Annotated in this window: 15 protein-coding genes; 10 read left to right on the top strand and 5 right to left on the bottom strand. The window is 44.9% G+C overall.

What is annotated here, in order from left to right:
* The first annotated feature begins 13 nt into the window (after positions 1-13).
* The 5 genes from CSH93_RS13920 to CSH93_RS13900 all read left to right on the top strand — a co-directional run bounded on the left by CSH93_RS13920 (position 14) and on the right by CSH93_RS13900 (position 5298).
* Positions 14-1342 carry an OapA family protein gene (locus CSH93_RS13920; RefSeq protein WP_100643856.1) on the top strand — a complete coding sequence of 443 codons (1329 nt, stop codon included), beginning with the start codon at positions 14-16 and terminating at the stop codon, positions 1340-1342.
* Positions 1343-1351: 9 nt separating this feature from the next.
* Positions 1352-2485, top strand: a complete 1134-nt coding sequence (locus tag CSH93_RS13915) for an anhydro-N-acetylmuramic acid kinase (protein WP_100643855.1) — start codon at positions 1352-1354, stop codon at positions 2483-2485.
* A gap of 9 nt (positions 2486-2494) precedes the next feature.
* Complete coding sequence (locus tag CSH93_RS13910) at positions 2495-2968, top strand: Lrp/AsnC family transcriptional regulator (RefSeq protein WP_100643854.1); 474 nt, start codon at positions 2495-2497, stop codon at positions 2966-2968.
* A 75-nt stretch (positions 2969-3043) separates the two neighbouring features.
* Positions 3044-3595, top strand: coding sequence for a DUF4136 domain-containing protein (locus tag CSH93_RS13905; protein WP_164078379.1), 552 nt, complete (start codon positions 3044-3046; stop codon positions 3593-3595).
* Between the two features lie 158 nt (positions 3596-3753).
* Positions 3754-5298 carry a leucyl aminopeptidase gene (locus CSH93_RS13900; RefSeq protein ID WP_100643852.1) on the top strand — a complete coding sequence of 515 codons (1545 nt, stop codon included), beginning with the start codon at positions 3754-3756 and terminating at the stop codon, positions 5296-5298.
* Position 5299: 1 nt separating this feature from the next.
* On the opposite strand, the gene CSH93_RS13895 is transcribed toward CSH93_RS13900, so the two are convergent.
* Together CSH93_RS13895 and CSH93_RS13890 are read right to left on the bottom strand one after the other, a co-directional pair.
* On the bottom strand, positions 5300-5737 hold the full coding sequence (locus CSH93_RS13895; RefSeq protein WP_100643851.1) for an SRPBCC family protein: 438 nt from the start codon (positions 5735-5737) through the stop codon (positions 5300-5302).
* Between the two features lie 120 nt (positions 5738-5857).
* Positions 5858-7660 carry a trans-sulfuration enzyme family protein gene (locus CSH93_RS13890; RefSeq protein WP_100643850.1) on the bottom strand — a complete coding sequence of 601 codons (1803 nt, stop codon included), beginning with the start codon at positions 7658-7660 and terminating at the stop codon, positions 5858-5860.
* 173 nt (positions 7661-7833) lie between these two features.
* On the opposite strand from CSH93_RS13890, the gene CSH93_RS13885 reads away from it, so the two are divergent.
* A complete protein-coding gene (locus tag CSH93_RS13885) occupies positions 7834-8784 on the top strand; it encodes a D-2-hydroxyacid dehydrogenase (protein ID WP_100643849.1) in 951 nt (316 codons plus the stop codon).
* A 2-nt stretch (positions 8785-8786) separates the two neighbouring features.
* Entirely contained in the window at positions 8787-9386 is a 600-nt protein-coding gene (locus CSH93_RS13880; RefSeq protein ID WP_420807260.1) for a hypothetical protein, read from the top strand.
* On the opposite strand, the gene CSH93_RS13875 is transcribed toward CSH93_RS13880, so the two are convergent.
* Complete coding sequence (locus CSH93_RS13875; RefSeq protein ID WP_100643848.1) at positions 9387-9962, bottom strand: glutathione S-transferase family protein; 576 nt, start codon at positions 9960-9962, stop codon at positions 9387-9389.
* A 75-nt stretch (positions 9963-10037) separates the two neighbouring features.
* Positions 10038-10382: an iron-sulfur cluster insertion protein ErpA gene (gene erpA, locus CSH93_RS13870; protein ID WP_100643847.1), complete on the bottom strand. Its 345-nt coding sequence runs from the start codon at positions 10380-10382 to the stop codon at positions 10038-10040.
* Positions 10383-10584: 202 nt separating this feature from the next.
* On the opposite strand from erpA, the gene CSH93_RS13865 reads away from it, so the two are divergent.
* Complete coding sequence (locus CSH93_RS13865) at positions 10585-11280, top strand: substrate-binding periplasmic protein (RefSeq protein ID WP_100643846.1); 696 nt, start codon at positions 10585-10587, stop codon at positions 11278-11280.
* A 22-nt stretch (positions 11281-11302) separates the two neighbouring features.
* Positions 11303-12292, top strand: coding sequence for a hypothetical protein (locus CSH93_RS13860; RefSeq protein ID WP_100643845.1), 990 nt, complete (start codon positions 11303-11305; stop codon positions 12290-12292).
* On the opposite strand, the gene CSH93_RS13855 is transcribed toward CSH93_RS13860, so the two are convergent.
* The gene (locus tag CSH93_RS13855) at positions 12276-13019 is read right to left on the bottom strand and encodes a DUF6776 family protein (protein ID WP_100643844.1); all 744 of its coding nucleotides are present in this window, start codon (positions 13017-13019) and stop codon (positions 12276-12278) included. The genes CSH93_RS13860 and CSH93_RS13855 overlap by 17 nt on opposite strands.
* Positions 13020-13110: 91 nt before the next feature.
* On the opposite strand from CSH93_RS13855, the gene CSH93_RS13850 reads away from it, so the two are divergent.
* Positions 13111-14787, top strand: coding sequence for a chloride channel protein (locus CSH93_RS13850; protein WP_100643843.1), 1677 nt, complete (start codon positions 13111-13113; stop codon positions 14785-14787).
* The last annotated feature ends 4 nt before the right edge of the window (positions 14788-14791 follow it).

Here is a 14791-nt window from a genome sequence, read left to right as displayed (position 1 = left end):
AGTTGTGGTTCGTATGTCATTAAAAACAACCTTAGTAAGGTCCTTTCAATCTTTGCCAAAAGCACATAAGTCTGCCGTCGCAGGCATCGCTGGTATTTGTGTACTCGCACTGTTGATCCCTTCTGAACCGGTTGAAGCTTCTAGACACGCCGAAGCTCACACGTTAGAGGCAGGCAAACGTTATCCGTTATCTCTGCCCGAATTAAATTCATCGCTTCCCCCCCTTACGGAAATAGAGTCCAGCGAATGGGTAAAATACCGGGTGCGTTCTGGCGACACACTAGCCAAAATATTTAAACGAGCAGGATTAACGCCTCGCGACACCTACGACGTTACGCAAGCGGGTGAGCTTGCGAAGAAATTAGTATCGCTGAAACCTGGCGAGGAAATCAGCATAAAGCGTGATGGTTTCGGACGTTTGATCGGCGTTGAGTATGTATTTTCCCCGACTGAAACATTGCAACTGTTAGCCTCGTATGATGAAGCACAAGACAACAAGCGCACGCTTAGTATTTCTGTTGATGAGAAATCTGTCGATATTAGACACAATTTTGCCCAAGGTGAAATTCACAGTAACTTCTGGAACGCCGGCGTTGATGCCGGCTTGACTGATAACCAAATCATGCAGCTTGCAGGCATATTTGGTTGGGATATCGACTTCGCGTCTGAGATCCGCCAAGGCGATACATTCAATATCGTATTTGAAGAGAAGTTTATCGATGGCGAGTTTGTTGGCCATGGCGATATTGTCGCAGCCGAATTTGTTAACCAAGACGAAGAATTCAATGCTATTCGCTATACCGATGGCAACTATTACACGGCCGAAGGCCGCAGCATGCGCAAAAGCTTCTTGCGCGCTCCCGTCCATTTCACACGTGTAAGCTCAAACTTCAATCCGCGTCGTTTCCATCCCGTGCAAAAACGTTGGAAAGCCCATAGAGGTACTGATTACGTTGCCCCGGTCGGCACGCCGGTGATGTCGGCAGGCGATGGTAAAGTCGTTCGCTCGGGTTATGATAAATACAACGGTCACCACGTGTTTGTACAACACGGTGAAAAATACACAACCAAGTATCTTCATTTCAAGAAGCGTGCTGTGAAAGTCGGTGAAACGGTTAAACAAGGCCAAGTCATCGGCTATTTAGGCAGTTCAGGAATGGTTACCGGTGCACACTTACACTACGAGTTTCTGGTTGACGGTGTTCATCGCAATCCACGAACGGTCGAGCTTCCTAAGGCCAACCCAATCAATCCAAAAGAACGAGATGCTTTCGAGCAATTGGCATCGTTGCGATTAGAACAACTCAGCCATAATAAACGCATTATGTTAGCCATGAACTAAGGCGCTAGCATGCCTGAAACGCCGCAATACTTTATCGGCCTAATGTCAGGCACCAGCATGGATGGTGTTGATGCTGTCATTGCTAATATCGAAAATCACAACTTATCTCTGCTGGCACATTGCCATGTGCCCTATAGCAATGAAACACTAAGCCTACTGCGCGAATTATCGGTGCCTGGTACGAATGAGATTGATAAGTTAGGGGCTGCTGACAATCAAGTCGCGGACCATTTTTCGAAAGCCGTAAACGCATGCTTGGAAAAAAGCGGTTTGCGAGCAGCCGATATCGTCGCCATTGGCTCCCATGGGCAAACTATTCGACATCGCCCAGAAGGCGTGCTCGGATTACCCTCCAGTGAGTTTACTTTGCAAGTTGGCGATGCCAATCGAATTGCTGTTAAGACCCAGATACCCGTGGTGGCAGATTTTCGACGCAAAGATATTGCGTTAGGCGGCCAAGGCGCACCGCTGGCACCCGCTTTTCATAATGAGTTTTTTAATCAATCGAATAAACAACAGATCGTGCTGAATCTGGGCGGTATCGCCAACATTACATTGTTACCCTCATCAACCTCCTCAGCAATACCCGGCGGATACGACACAGGTCCTGCAAATGTATTAATGGATGGCTGGATCCAACAACATCTAAACAAACCCTATGATGATCAAGGCACATGGGCCTGCAGCGGCAAGGTTGTAGTGCAACTCTTACAACGAATGCTAGATGATGAGTACTTTTCTCGCAATGCACCGAAAAGTACAGGCATAGAGTATTTCAATCTTGCTTGGTTAAGTTCATACCTTGGCACTATGGACATTCCGCCTGAAGACGTTCAAGCTACGTTATGCGCATTAACGGTAGAAACGGTGGCTCGAGAAGTCGAGAGCATAGGCGACATTGAAGAAATATTTGTTTGCGGCGGCGGTGCTTTCAATACTCACTTTTTGACCTCACTAAAACGTCGTTTAGCGGGTATCCAAATAGATTCAACGCTTGCTCATGGTATACACCCTATGCATGTTGAAGCGTTGGCCTTTGCCTGGTTGGCTAAACAATATTGGTACAAATTGCCCGGAAACATTCCTGCCGTAACAGGTGCGAAACGAGCGGCCGTATTAGGGGCCCTTTATCTCCCCGATTAAAGGAAAATTATGACGAATAAGAACGCACTGGATGGCATAGATATTAAAATATTAGCTGCGCTATATGCCGAACCGGCCATCAACAATAAAACCTTGGCTGAGGCTGTTGGCTTGGCCCCCTCTTCTTGTCACGAACGAGTGAAACGCTTACACGCGCACAATATTATTAAAGGCAATCAATTGGTGGTCGACGTTGAAGCGTTGGGTGGGCACATACAAGCAATGGTTGCCGTTCGATTGTCTTCGCACGATAGAGATACCATAGCAGGGTTTCAAGACAGTTTAATCAAAACAACAGAAGTGGTAAGTCTCTATCATACCGGTGGCGAAAACGACTTCCTTTTACATGTATGTGTACCTAACGCGTTGCACTTACGTGATTTTGTATTTGACAAAGTCACTGCGCGTGCCGAAGTTAATCATGTGGAAACGGCTCTTGTCTATAATGTACAGTTAAGTCAAAAGCTGCCCCACTACGAGTAATTTAACAAGAGTCTGAACTTAGCGCTTCCTTAAACAGTCTCAATGTTAAGCAAAATTAGAACGAGGTTTTTTAATATGCAATTAGTGCGTTTTTCTCTGATGTTTGTTGCCATACTTGCGCTCTCGGCCTGCAGCCTATCTCCCCGCGTAAACACCGACTTTGATACAACCGCAAGTTTCACTCATCTTAAAAGCTTTGCCTTTGCACCTGAGCATGAATCTACGGAGGAAGTTACGACGCTGCTAAACAAGCGAATCAAAGATTCACTGGCCTCATCACTTAAAGCTAAAGGACATACGCAAGTAGCCGCGGAATCTGCCGACTTTCTCGTCGCTTTCCACACCAGCTATGAGAAGCGCATCGATATCGATACCTACTACACAGCATGGGGTATTAGACCTTTTTGGTGGTACGGCCCTTACAACAGAGCCCATGTGCCAACCACTCATGTTAGGGAATACACCGTGGGCACATTGATAGTCGATATTATTGATAACAAGGCAAAAGCCGTTGTATGGAGCAGCTCCGCGGCCAACACGGTGTCTAAATACTCTTCGCCACAAGAGCGTGAAGAACGAGTCAATAGTGTTGTCGCGGCGATGTTGAATAACTTCCCTCCGCAATAAGTATATTCGTTAACAAGGAAAACCTGATTAATGATCACTATTAATCAGGTTTCACTTTATCTAAAAATCCATAGAATTTGTCGCATTATCAATCCTTACTTGAACTAAATAGGGTACAAATAAGGGTTTTATTTCCCCATACTTCATTGGAGTTTGTAATGAAAAAATGGTTACGTTTTAGCGTATCTTTATTGTGTATTAGTAGTTTCGCTTCACACGCCTCTATTGCGTTGGATTTTTCATCGTCACTTAAAGATGATGACACGAGTATCGCATTAGTCATGCCTACATCTGAACCACAAGGCGAGCTCGCCAAAGCGATAAATACTCAATCTCAAGGTGAATTAGCTAGACAGCTAAGCAACATTGAATTTACCGAGGGTAAAGCTGTCAGTGCGACGCTATATGGTATAGGGAAGTACAACAAAGTTTATGTTCATGTTAAAAATGCGACAGAAGCGCTGACGCAAACCGATTGGCAAAATTGGGGCGGTAAAACCGTCGGATGGTTAAGCCAAGCTTCTGACCGTGCCGCTTTACCTGTAGTGCTAGACATGCCAAGTGCAACAGCAGAGCAGCTGGCACAGTTCGCCTTCGGCGCGACGTTACGCGGCTACCATTTTGACCGCTACAAGCGAACAGAGAACAAACCGACTTCTCTGGCTTTAACCCTAGTGCACGAAAAATCGCAGGAAACTAAAGCGAAATTTGACGGTGATTTAGCCTATTTAGCCAAAGGCGTTTACCTTGCTAGAGACATGGCCAGTGAGCCAGGGAAGTCCATTTATCCCGCCAGCTTCGTTGACCACGTTAAAGGCTTGTTTAAAGGTGTCGACAATGTCGATATTGACGTACTAGACGTTAAAGACATGAAAAAGCTCGGTATGGGCGCACTCATGGGAGTCGGTAAAGGCTCGATTAATGATCCTAAACTGCTCGTCATTGAATACAAAGGTGCAAATAAAGATGAGGCACCTATTGCCCTCGTAGGTAAAGGGATCACCTTTGATACCGGTGGCATTAGTTTAAAATCAAATTCGGGTATGTGGGCAATGAAGTCTGACTTATCCGGTGCTGCCGCTGTTGCTGGAACATTGTTGGCAATCGCAAGTCGTGAAGCTAACGTAAACGTGGTTGGACTCATGCCATTAGCTGAAAACATGCCATCGCAGGATGCTATCCGTCCAGGTGACGTATTAGAAACCATGCACGGTACCAGCATTGAGATCATCTCTACCGATGCGGAAGGACGTTTGGTATTAGCTGATGCAGTGACATACGCGCAGAAGGAGTTTTCTCCTCGTATGCTCGTTAATATTGCAACATTAACGGGCTCTGCCGCACGTGCACTGAGTGATGAATACGCTGCCGTTATTACACGTGACTTTGAATTATCCAAGCAAATGATGGCCATTGGAGAACAATCAGGTGAAGCGGTATGGCCTTTGCCGTTGCACCCGAATCACTTTGACCAAATCAAATCAGACATTGCTGACATTAAAAACTCTGGTGCGGGAGACCCCGGTGCAAGCGTCGGCGCTGCGGTTGTAGGCACCTTCGTGGATGAGTCTTTACCTTGGGTGCACCTTGACATCGCAGGCGTTGACTACTTGTCAGCAGACACCGACCTCACGCCTAAAGGTGCCGCTGGCTGGGGCGTTCGATTCATGGATCAGCTCATCCGCAATCAAGCGAGTGAATAAGTTAATCACTTGATAGCATTAAGCGCGACAGCTTCTCGAGGCAATCTATCCAGCCATGTTGATGCTGGTCGCGCTCCGCGTCATTAACAAATCCACTGTGGGTTAATGTAAGCGAGGTGGTATTTGGATCGGCTTCAACAAATACCACGTCTACTTCGGTGATCAGCGTATCTTCCAATGTATCAGCCCACGCCCATGAATAACGCAAGTGAGCGTTTTCTTCTATTTGCATATATTGCCCAATGAGCTGGAACTGCTGACCCGATGACTCTTGCATCGTTAAGGTATATTTGCCGCCTTCAGTGAAACTAGACATTACTTGAACTACCACAGCATCACCTGGCGCAAACCATTGCACAAGTTGTTCCGGCTGTGAAAAGGCGGCAAACACTTTTTCGACAGGTGCATGCAAAGTGATAGTTAAAGACAACTGACTCATAGCGGGTCCTACATAGAAATAATCAAACTATTACTATATCGGCTGTCTGCTTGTGTACAAGATCGGTTAGACAAAAAAAAGAGCACTAAAAGTGCTCTTCTTATTTTAAGTAGTGCGTTATTACTGCATTAATGTTTCGATACGTGGCATCGAATCAAAATACTGCTGACTCACTTCCATAGCCGTTTTGCTAAATAGGGCCTCAATTTCATCAGCAGACATAAATTGAGAAGAGAAGCCTTCTACACTTGGATCGATATGCAATTTAGCGGCATTGATAAAGTGAGCGATCAGCGCCTTCACGTTGTCAGTCCCCATTGCAATACGCATTGTTGTCATGAAAATTTGCGCTTTGTGCTGCTCTGCTTCACTTAGCTCACTATGAGACGTTAATGCTGGGCATAGAATGATAGTATTGGTTTGGCCAATGCTTACCTGATGACCAAATGCTGGCTCTAAGGCATCGAAGAAGCGCACAAACGTATCACGATCCATTGCCGCTGACTCCATATCAACCGTAAACAAACTGCATGGCCAGCCATGGTTCATGGTGTCTTTTCTTAGTCCAGCATTCTTATGACCGTCCAATGCATTTGAATTGACGTTAAACGCTGGGTGCGCATTCAAAAATTGAGTAAACACTTTCGTATTGATGACTTTAGTCATAATACGTTGCGGCAATGTTTTCATGCCTGTTAGCACATCAAATGCTTTCTCAGAATCTAAGAATGCACCTTTGATATAATAAACATCCCAGAACATGGTGCGTGACCAGTCCCAACCGTTTACGCAGTCTCCTTTAGACTGGAACATACGATAGGCTTCGCCAATAACCACACCCGCCGTTGTCGCACCTGTACCACAGATATCTTTTGTATAACTGTGAACCACATAGTCTGGTCGAGCGTCTTTGTCTTCATGCTGTAACGGCTGTGATAACACCGGCGTCGCCAATGTGCTGTCCAACATCACCAAGGCATCGTGTTGATGCGAGATTCGGGTAATACCAGGGATATCCAGTACGTATCCATGTGGGTTACAAGGAGATTCCAAATAAACATGCAATGATTTACCGTCTTTTAATCGGTCTGCATGCGTTTTTTGCGCTTGTTTGAAACACGCTTCAAACTCTTCTGCTGTGTAGCCATCAAACCACACCAACTGAATATCCATACGATTTTCTCGCGCAAAATAATCATGTAGTAGTTGATATACACCACCATATACATTGCGCGAAACCACCAGCACATCACCGTGGGTTAATACGTTTGACAACAACGCATCTATTGCAGCCATACCCGAGTTGAAGTTCCACGCCAGATATTCAGCGGCATGTGGACCTGCTTCCATGTCAACAATCGCGTTGGCTAATGAAATGTTAGTCGGGTTTAACAAGCGTGAATAAATCTGGTGGGTAGACTCTTTACCTTGGAATGCATCATCAACCCATTCTGTACAGGCATAGACATACGTTGCCGTTCTAACCACAACCGGTGTTGCGGAGAACAACGCGGTCACATTATCGAATAGAGGGTAATGCGACTTACCAGCGGTAGTATCACTAGAGGACAAAGCTTGATACGTTGCTCTAAACGGGTTCTGTAGTGAATCTAAGATCTTAGTAATTTGAAACGATAAGAACTTCTTTGCATTGAAGTAAGCAACCTTTTCTTGCTGGCCAATTTGACTGAGTGTTTGCTGAGTAATGTCCCACAACTGCATAACACTCGCTTGGCTCTGATACAAATGTTCGGCAGCATCCGCTAGCGCTTTACCATAATCACTGTCTCGAGAAATACCAAAATGTGTCAATTGCTCATCCACCAACGATTTGATCGATGTAGCCTGTGTCGTATTTCGTTTTGGCGACAGGGTCTTAGCCTGCATGAGCGTTTTATCTAGTTCCTGCGGATTGTTTGTCATAATTATTCTCTCAGATTCACATTCGTTGAATATATTTCGTTTTTAATCTTTTGTGAACGAATTTTATTCTGCCGGCACGAAATAATCAGCGACTACTAGGCAACTAATCTTTACTCAGGCACACTACGTTTCACTATTTTAGCGACGCAAGCAGACCCACAAGGTAATTACCAATGACTACGCTTACGATATTGAGCCGTGATGCCGCTCATTATGAACAGTTATTAAAGTCTACCCGTGGGCCATTACCTGAGCTTGTCCAGATCGAGAAAAAACCAGAAGATATTGATTGTTCACGTGTGGAGATCTTACTCAGTGAACCCGACTTGGCACTGCAAATTGTTCCTCATTGCGACAACTTGGTTTGGTTACAGTCTACTTGGGCGGGCAATGCGCCACTGGTTAAGTTAGCTAAACAGGATTATCTGCTGACCGCTGCTAGGGGCATCTTTGGCACGGCTATCCGCGAATATGTAATGGCCTATTTGCTCTATTTCATCCGTTCAATCGATATATTTCACCCTCGACTAGGCGGACTTCAAAGCGAAAAACCGCGTAACTGGTCGCAGCCAAAAGTGGATACGTTAATGCACAAGCGTATTGGAATTTTGGGGGCGGGTAGCATGGCATCCTCCCTATTGCCTGCACTCAAGATGTTTGGTGCGACCGTGGTGGGATTAAACCGTTCAGGTACCAGCTCGGACGCTTATGATGAGCTCTACCCTATTTCTGATTTATTAAACTTTGCCAACGGGCTCGACTTTGTCATTTCGCTGTTGCCCGATACACCGCAAACACAAGGCTTAATTGATAAAGCTTTCTTGGCACAATTACCGCCGCATTGTGTTCTGATCAATGCGGGACGAGGTAACACCGTCGTTGAACAGGCGCTCCTGTCAGCATTAAACGCACGGCAGCTGAAAGCTGCCGTACTGGATGTATTTGAGCAAGAACCACTGCCCGAAGCCCATCCATATTGGGAAAACCCATATGTCTGGATAACGCAGCATACCGCTGCGATTTCTAACCCCAAAGATGTCTTTCGTGTGTTTATCGAGAATTATCAACGATGGCGCGCGAATACGACATTGCAATACAGTATTGATTTCAAAAAAGGATATTAACTTTGAAGCGTTTGACTTACTTTCATTCAATTTCGGCTATCTATTTAGGTATCAGTGCGCTTGTGATAGCGCTACCATCGCAGGCTAAATCTCCTGCACACGATTTTTTTAATCAGTTAAAAACACATTGCGGCAAGGCATACGCAGGCAAAATAAGTGTCGATACTCCACAAGGAGATGCGTTTCAAGGACAGGAGCTTGTGATGCACGTGCGTGAGTGTAATGAAGAAGAAATTCGCATTCCTTTTCACGTAGGGGAGGATCGATCACGGACTTGGGTAATCCGTTACGACCAATATGGTTTGTCACTGAAACATGACCATCGTCACAAAGATGGTTCTGAAGACACGCTAACTCAATACGGCGGTACAACGACATCAATCGGTTACGACAGCGTTCAATCTTTTCCGGCTGACGAATATACGAAACAGCTATTTGCCGATCAGAAGATCCCGCAATCCATGGATAACGTCTGGCAAATATTTCTATACCCAGAACAATTCACTTATCGCATGTACCGTCCTGCAAGAGAGTTCAAAGTTGACTTTGATCTGACTCAACCGATTGAAGCTCCGCCTGCTCCATGGGGAGCCGACCAATAATTAGTCTCTACGAGGATCGGTTGCTGTAACTTCAATGCGATCCTCATTTTGTTGATGAAACGCGCGTAAATTCGCAACATTGGACAAGTCGTGCAAGGTTCGAAACTCTATCCAGTCAATCAAGCAGAATAAGCAGATGGCTGGATAATTCCAATCACTGAACACGCCCTTTGCAACCAAATCATCAAGATGTTGCAGGCTGGTATCAATGCGTTCTCGCTGGATCCTAAAATACATGTGATCAGCGTCAGTATCAAAATCTGAACGTTTTAGTAGCAAAATTTGTACGAGAGAATCGTTTACTGCATCAATAACGGTGAGCTGGTTTTCTTGCTCCCAACTGGGCGCTGGGTAATCAAATTTATCAGTGAGATAACGAAAGATAACTCTAGAATCAAAAATAATATTGCCATTATCTTCCAGCATAGGAATTTTCATGGCTGGATTGCGCTGTGCTAATAGCTGCCGGTCAGGGCCGTCAAAGATCTGCATGTTGATAAATTCATGCTCTGTGTTGGCTAGCCACATGCGTAATCTGCGGACGAAAGGAGATGTCGTTGAACCGTATAGCTTCATATCAAAAATGTAGGTATAAACACATGCCTACAAGCTTAGCAGTTGCTATTCAGTTACGGCAACCGAATACAATGTTTATACGCTGAAACTTGCCCCGCAACCGCAGGTTGTTGTTGCATTCGGGTTATTCACAATAAACCGAGAGCCATCTAACCCTTCAGTATAGTCAACCACACCCCCAACAAGGTACTGCAGACTCATCGGATCGACGACTAAGGTTACAGTGTCTTTTTCAATCGTCATATCGTCGTCATTCACATTTTCATCAAACGTAAAGCCGTATTGAAAACCTGAGCAACCACCGCCAGTAATATAAACGCGAAGCTTTAGACTCGGGTTCTCTTCTTCCTCTATTAGGCTCTTTACTTTTGCCGCTGCGGCGTCTGAAAACTCGATTGGCATTGCACTTTCAACTGACACTTTTTACCTCTTAAATACGCTTGTCGAAGACATTGACGTTATGCGCTGAATTATCTAATAACCTACTAATCTAATCAAGTATTCTACACGTTCCGCGTATTTTAATTCTTCATTAAGCGCAATTCGTTGTATACTTATCGACCAATTAATACGAGCTAAAAGGGCTATTATAGCCACTGTAAAGGAACAGTCTGCACGACATATGGATGCACCTACACTACACAACATGATTTTAAAGCCACTATCGACGATTATGTCTGCGTTCATCATAGTTTCGACTGCGCATGCTAACGTCCCTTGCAATGAAAAAGTGTCGATAGCCTCTGCTCCGGTTCCCCCTTTAGTTTTGGACAAAGAAAATACACTCACTGGCGTATTGCAAAGTAGCACTGAAACGTTTTTAGCGGATCATGGACTGGCACCATCATGGCTCATTATCAACTGGGCAAGAGCACTGCATATGGCTGAAACAGGTGTAGTAGACGCATTATTTCCTTCACTCTACTCCAAAGAGAGAGAAGCCTATTTAGATTATTCGTTAGAGCCCGTGAGCAACGTTAAAGTCAGTTTGTATCAGCATGCGCTCACACAACAAGCGCCCGAGCTGGCTCGATCTTCGGTCGCTACATTACGTTCGTTTGAGTACTCCACTACCGAATTGGATGACGCCAAAGTCTATGAGGTTGCCGATTTTAAGCAAGCGATTGGCATGCTGGAGAAGAGACGTGTGGATTTTATTTTCGGCGTGAAAGAAGTCTTAGACTACGAAATTGAACAATTAGGTGCTGAACACGTCGTTGAATACAAAGGTGTTAGTATTCGGCCGGTATATCTTGCATTAGCTCGCAATAGTCCTAACTATTTGCGCCTAAAAGATTGTTTGGGATTACACCAGTGAGATTATTTTAGGTAAGTGAAACATGAATATAAAAAAAACCATCGCTACCTTTTTAACGTGCACATTTAGCAAACGCGCTGGCAGCTTATGGTCAGTCTTCAAAGTGTTGCCAATAGCGTTTGTTATAGCCTCTGGCGCTTCAGCAGAAACTGACACGGCAATAGATAAATTAAGACTTCACTCTGACAACCAATTTCTGACCTCACGCGTCAATCTTGATTCGTCGCCATTCTCTATTGGCGTAGATACCGTTCAAATGTTGTTGGATAACCTAGAGTATGACGCTCCTGTTGATTTTGTGCCCTTGCCTCGTTCGTTACTTGCTATGGAAAAAAATGATTCGATATGTATAGTAAATCGAATAAAAACGCCGCAGAGAAACGCACAGTATTTGTTTTCATTACCCCTCAACTTTTTCCAAACCCAGCGTGTTTATCAACTAGCAGAGTTACCTCCAATAGAGTCCACACTGTTAACACCTCAAGGCGAAATTAAAAATTTAAAACAAGTACTGGATGCTTACGCAGATTCGGCCATGGTTATCGCCCAACATTATTCATACGGTAATCTGGTTGATCAGCAAATAGCGGAATTGGCTGATAACCAGCGCGTCGTGTTATCGAATGACGCCTACTACGAAAGAGCCATTTCAATTTTTGCCAATAAACGCATTCAGTTCGCGCTGATTTTTCCAGCATCTGCATTTCTGCAATTTGATGGCGATCTTCCGGTTGATTACCGCTCATATGCAATCGCCAATGCCCCCAAATATGTTACTGGACACTTTTTATGTTCAGATTCTAACGCAGGAAGAAAAGCAATAGCGACACTGAATCAAGCGATACAAACACTGTATCAATCTGAGTCATTTATCCAGACTCACATGCGTTATCTACCGCAAGATGCCCAGCAAGAAATTAAACACGTCATTCAAAAAACGCTACGCAACCAAGAGCAAAACTACTCTGCTTCATCCTCTACCTTAACGCGTAACACTAGTTCACTTGAGTAAAGCCTAAGGGCTCTATTTGCCACTCGTTTTCATCGGCTAGAAAGATATCAAACTCTTGTTTGTAGGTTCCCTTAAAGCGTTTGTACTGACGAATGCCGGTCTCAACAAACATCTTCTCAGGAATAAAACCGTTGGGCACTGAAAATGTAGTATCCACGATTTGAAAGTACTTAAATCGGTATAACAGAGGACTGTTGGCTTTTTCGTACTGGTTATTCAAGTGCAACGTATAGGGCTCTCCTGCAAGACTACCGTGAATACTCACAATGAGCTCTCCATTGATCACCGCTTTTAGACGAATTTGTTGTACCAGGATCATCGACAACTGCAACACATCGTCACTGGCGGTAGGGGCAATTTGAATGCTGTCTATGGTAAAGCCATCTTTAGAAATCTCAGGTGAAATGACCTTCTGGTAGAACGCCATTTGCTCCTTCAAGCGAGATTCCCTCTCAAGCCCTTCTTGTAGTTTACGCTCTAGGTTTTCTTTTGTTATTTCCGCTATTTCGAGCTGCGCTGCGAGTTCATTTTTTTGTTTGACCACCCGCTCATTCTCATTCGACAAGTTTTGTAATGTCGTCTGCGATTGCTCCAGTGAACGTTCAAGTAAATACTCATTGACCATCGCCAACTGATAACCAAAATAAATCATCAGCAACATGACTGCCGCTATCAGCAATGTGTAGCGCGTTTGACTCAGCTGTGTGCGCAATTGATGTAGGTTCATACTACTCCATTAGACTAAAAAGATATGCATACGCTTTGAAATACAAGCACTTGTGGTATCCTGTGGTAACGCTTTCAAGCATTGCACAACCATGACGTTACAAGGACTTCGCTACGAGCTTGCTCATCCACGCACCAGCTTTCAGCTCTGCGTATTGGGAATTATTGCCGGCGTTATGGCAGCTTCACTGATTATTATATTTAGATTGTGCTACGAATGGATACAATTGCAAGCCTTGTCGACCTTGGGTGACTATGATGGCACCAGCATAACCACTCGCCTTATCATGCCGTTCATGGCCGTTATCGGAATATTAATCGTTGCCTACTTAACAGGCTTTAAGCATTACCGTTTAGGTATTCCGTTTGTTATCCACCGGGTTAAGTATCATTTTGGTCATATTCCGTTTCGCACCACGATTAATCAGTTTTTTGGTGGCATGATGGCCCTCTCCAGTGGTTTCTCTGTTGGACGCGAAGGCCCCTCGGTTCATTTGGGCGCTGCAGGCAGCAGTTTTATTGGCCAATGGTTAAAATTACCCTACAACAGCATCCGCATTCTGGCGGGATGTGGCATCGCCGCAGGGATTTCCGCTTCATTCAATACACCATTTGCCGCGGTTATTTTTGTCATGGAAGTGGTACTGCGAGAATACAAGATCCATATTTTTGTGCCCGTCATGTTAGCCGCAGCTTGTGGCTCATTACTGACGCGAGCAGTATTCGGTGAATTCAACGAACTTGCTTTTCTGGCCTTTGGTGACTTCAATGCTTGGCTCTACGCTTACCTTGTATTGTTCGGTATTCTACTCGGTGGCTTAGCGTCCTTATTTAACCGCAATTTGATGATGGTCATGCGTTTCTTTAGGCCTGTTGCCATGCATTGGCGTCTTGTCCTAGCGGCGTCAATCACCGCCATTGCAGGTGCAGCAGTTCCTGATGCCATGGGGGCGCATTTTGAGACCGTCGACCGCCTTTTCACGCAACAACCGGGGCTGTTGCTATTAGCCGTGGTGCTAGCGGTGAAGTTTTTATTGACTATCACGGCTATTGGTCTTGGTATACCGGGCGGAATAATGGGGCCTGTCATGGTAATGGGAATGATTGCTGGCGCCTTATTGCTGGTCCCCATGAATTACTTTTTTGATACCAGCGAATTGACTAGCAGTTTCGCACTACTTGGCGTCGCCGGTATGTTAACCGCTGTACTGCATGCTCCATTGGCGGCATTGTCAGCTGTCATGGAATTGTCTTACAGCCCGCAAATTATTTTACCGGCGATGTTAGTGATAGTACCTGCCTATGTAACCTCGACACAGTTCCTAAAAAATCGCTCCATTTTTATACAGCAATTAGATTACCAGAAATTGCCCTATGCAACTTCTTCAGTACGAGAAGCCTTGCAGAAAACTGGGGTATTAGCGGTGATGGATACTGAATATAAAATGTTCTATGACGCACCTGACAAAGCAATCTTAGCGTTTTTGGACAAAGCGCCGACTCACCCAGTTGTGCAGCGTTCTAACTTCGAAATAGACGTTCAGTATAAGTTGGTCGAGTATAACGTTTCTTTGGAGCATGACGGTTCAGCTTTGCACTATGTCAGCATGGAGGGGTTGAGCTTTCAGGCAACGCTTTCAGAAGTATACGAGGCACTGCAGTCAGCGCGCAGTGGTGCAGTTTATATTTACCAAGACTCCCATGAGCAATTAATTGGGGTTATTACCTGGAATATGCTGCGAAGCTATTTAATGAGAGAGCAATACTAGAGGA

Origin of the sequence: Neoalteromonas facilis, assembly GCF_002807665.1 — a bacterium.
Taxonomy (GTDB): Bacteria; Pseudomonadota; Gammaproteobacteria; order Enterobacterales; family Alteromonadaceae; genus Alteromonas_E; species Alteromonas_E facilis.
This window is presented reverse-complemented; position numbering and strand designations above follow the sequence as displayed.

Coding starts and splice junctions, on each gene's coding strand:
- CSH93_RS13865 (WP_100643846.1), top strand. CDS start 10,585: ATGGATGCACCTACACTACACAACATGATTTTAAAGCCACTATCGACG.
- CSH93_RS13915 (WP_100643855.1), top strand. CDS start 1,352: ATGCCTGAAACGCCGCAATACTTTATCGGCCTAATGTCAGGCACCAGC.
- CSH93_RS13855 (WP_100643844.1), bottom strand. CDS start 13,019: ATGAACCTACATCAATTGCGCACACAGCTGAGTCAAACGCGCTACACA.
- CSH93_RS13905 (WP_164078379.1), top strand. CDS start 3,044: ATGCAATTAGTGCGTTTTTCTCTGATGTTTGTTGCCATACTTGCGCTC.
- CSH93_RS13900 (WP_100643852.1), top strand. CDS start 3,754: ATGAAAAAATGGTTACGTTTTAGCGTATCTTTATTGTGTATTAGTAGT.
- CSH93_RS13850 (WP_100643843.1), top strand. CDS start 13,111: ATGACGTTACAAGGACTTCGCTACGAGCTTGCTCATCCACGCACCAGC.
- CSH93_RS13910 (WP_100643854.1), top strand. CDS start 2,495: ATGACGAATAAGAACGCACTGGATGGCATAGATATTAAAATATTAGCT.
- CSH93_RS13860 (WP_100643845.1), top strand. CDS start 11,303: ATGAATATAAAAAAAACCATCGCTACCTTTTTAACGTGCACATTTAGC.
- CSH93_RS13890 (WP_100643850.1), bottom strand. CDS start 7,660: ATGACAAACAATCCGCAGGAACTAGATAAAACGCTCATGCAGGCTAAG.
- CSH93_RS13885 (WP_100643849.1), top strand. CDS start 7,834: ATGACTACGCTTACGATATTGAGCCGTGATGCCGCTCATTATGAACAG.
- CSH93_RS13920 (WP_100643856.1), top strand. CDS start 14: ATGTCATTAAAAACAACCTTAGTAAGGTCCTTTCAATCTTTGCCAAAA.
- CSH93_RS13895 (WP_100643851.1), bottom strand. CDS start 5,737: ATGAGTCAGTTGTCTTTAACTATCACTTTGCATGCACCTGTCGAAAAA.
- CSH93_RS13875 (WP_100643848.1), bottom strand. CDS start 9,962: ATGAAGCTATACGGTTCAACGACATCTCCTTTCGTCCGCAGATTACGC.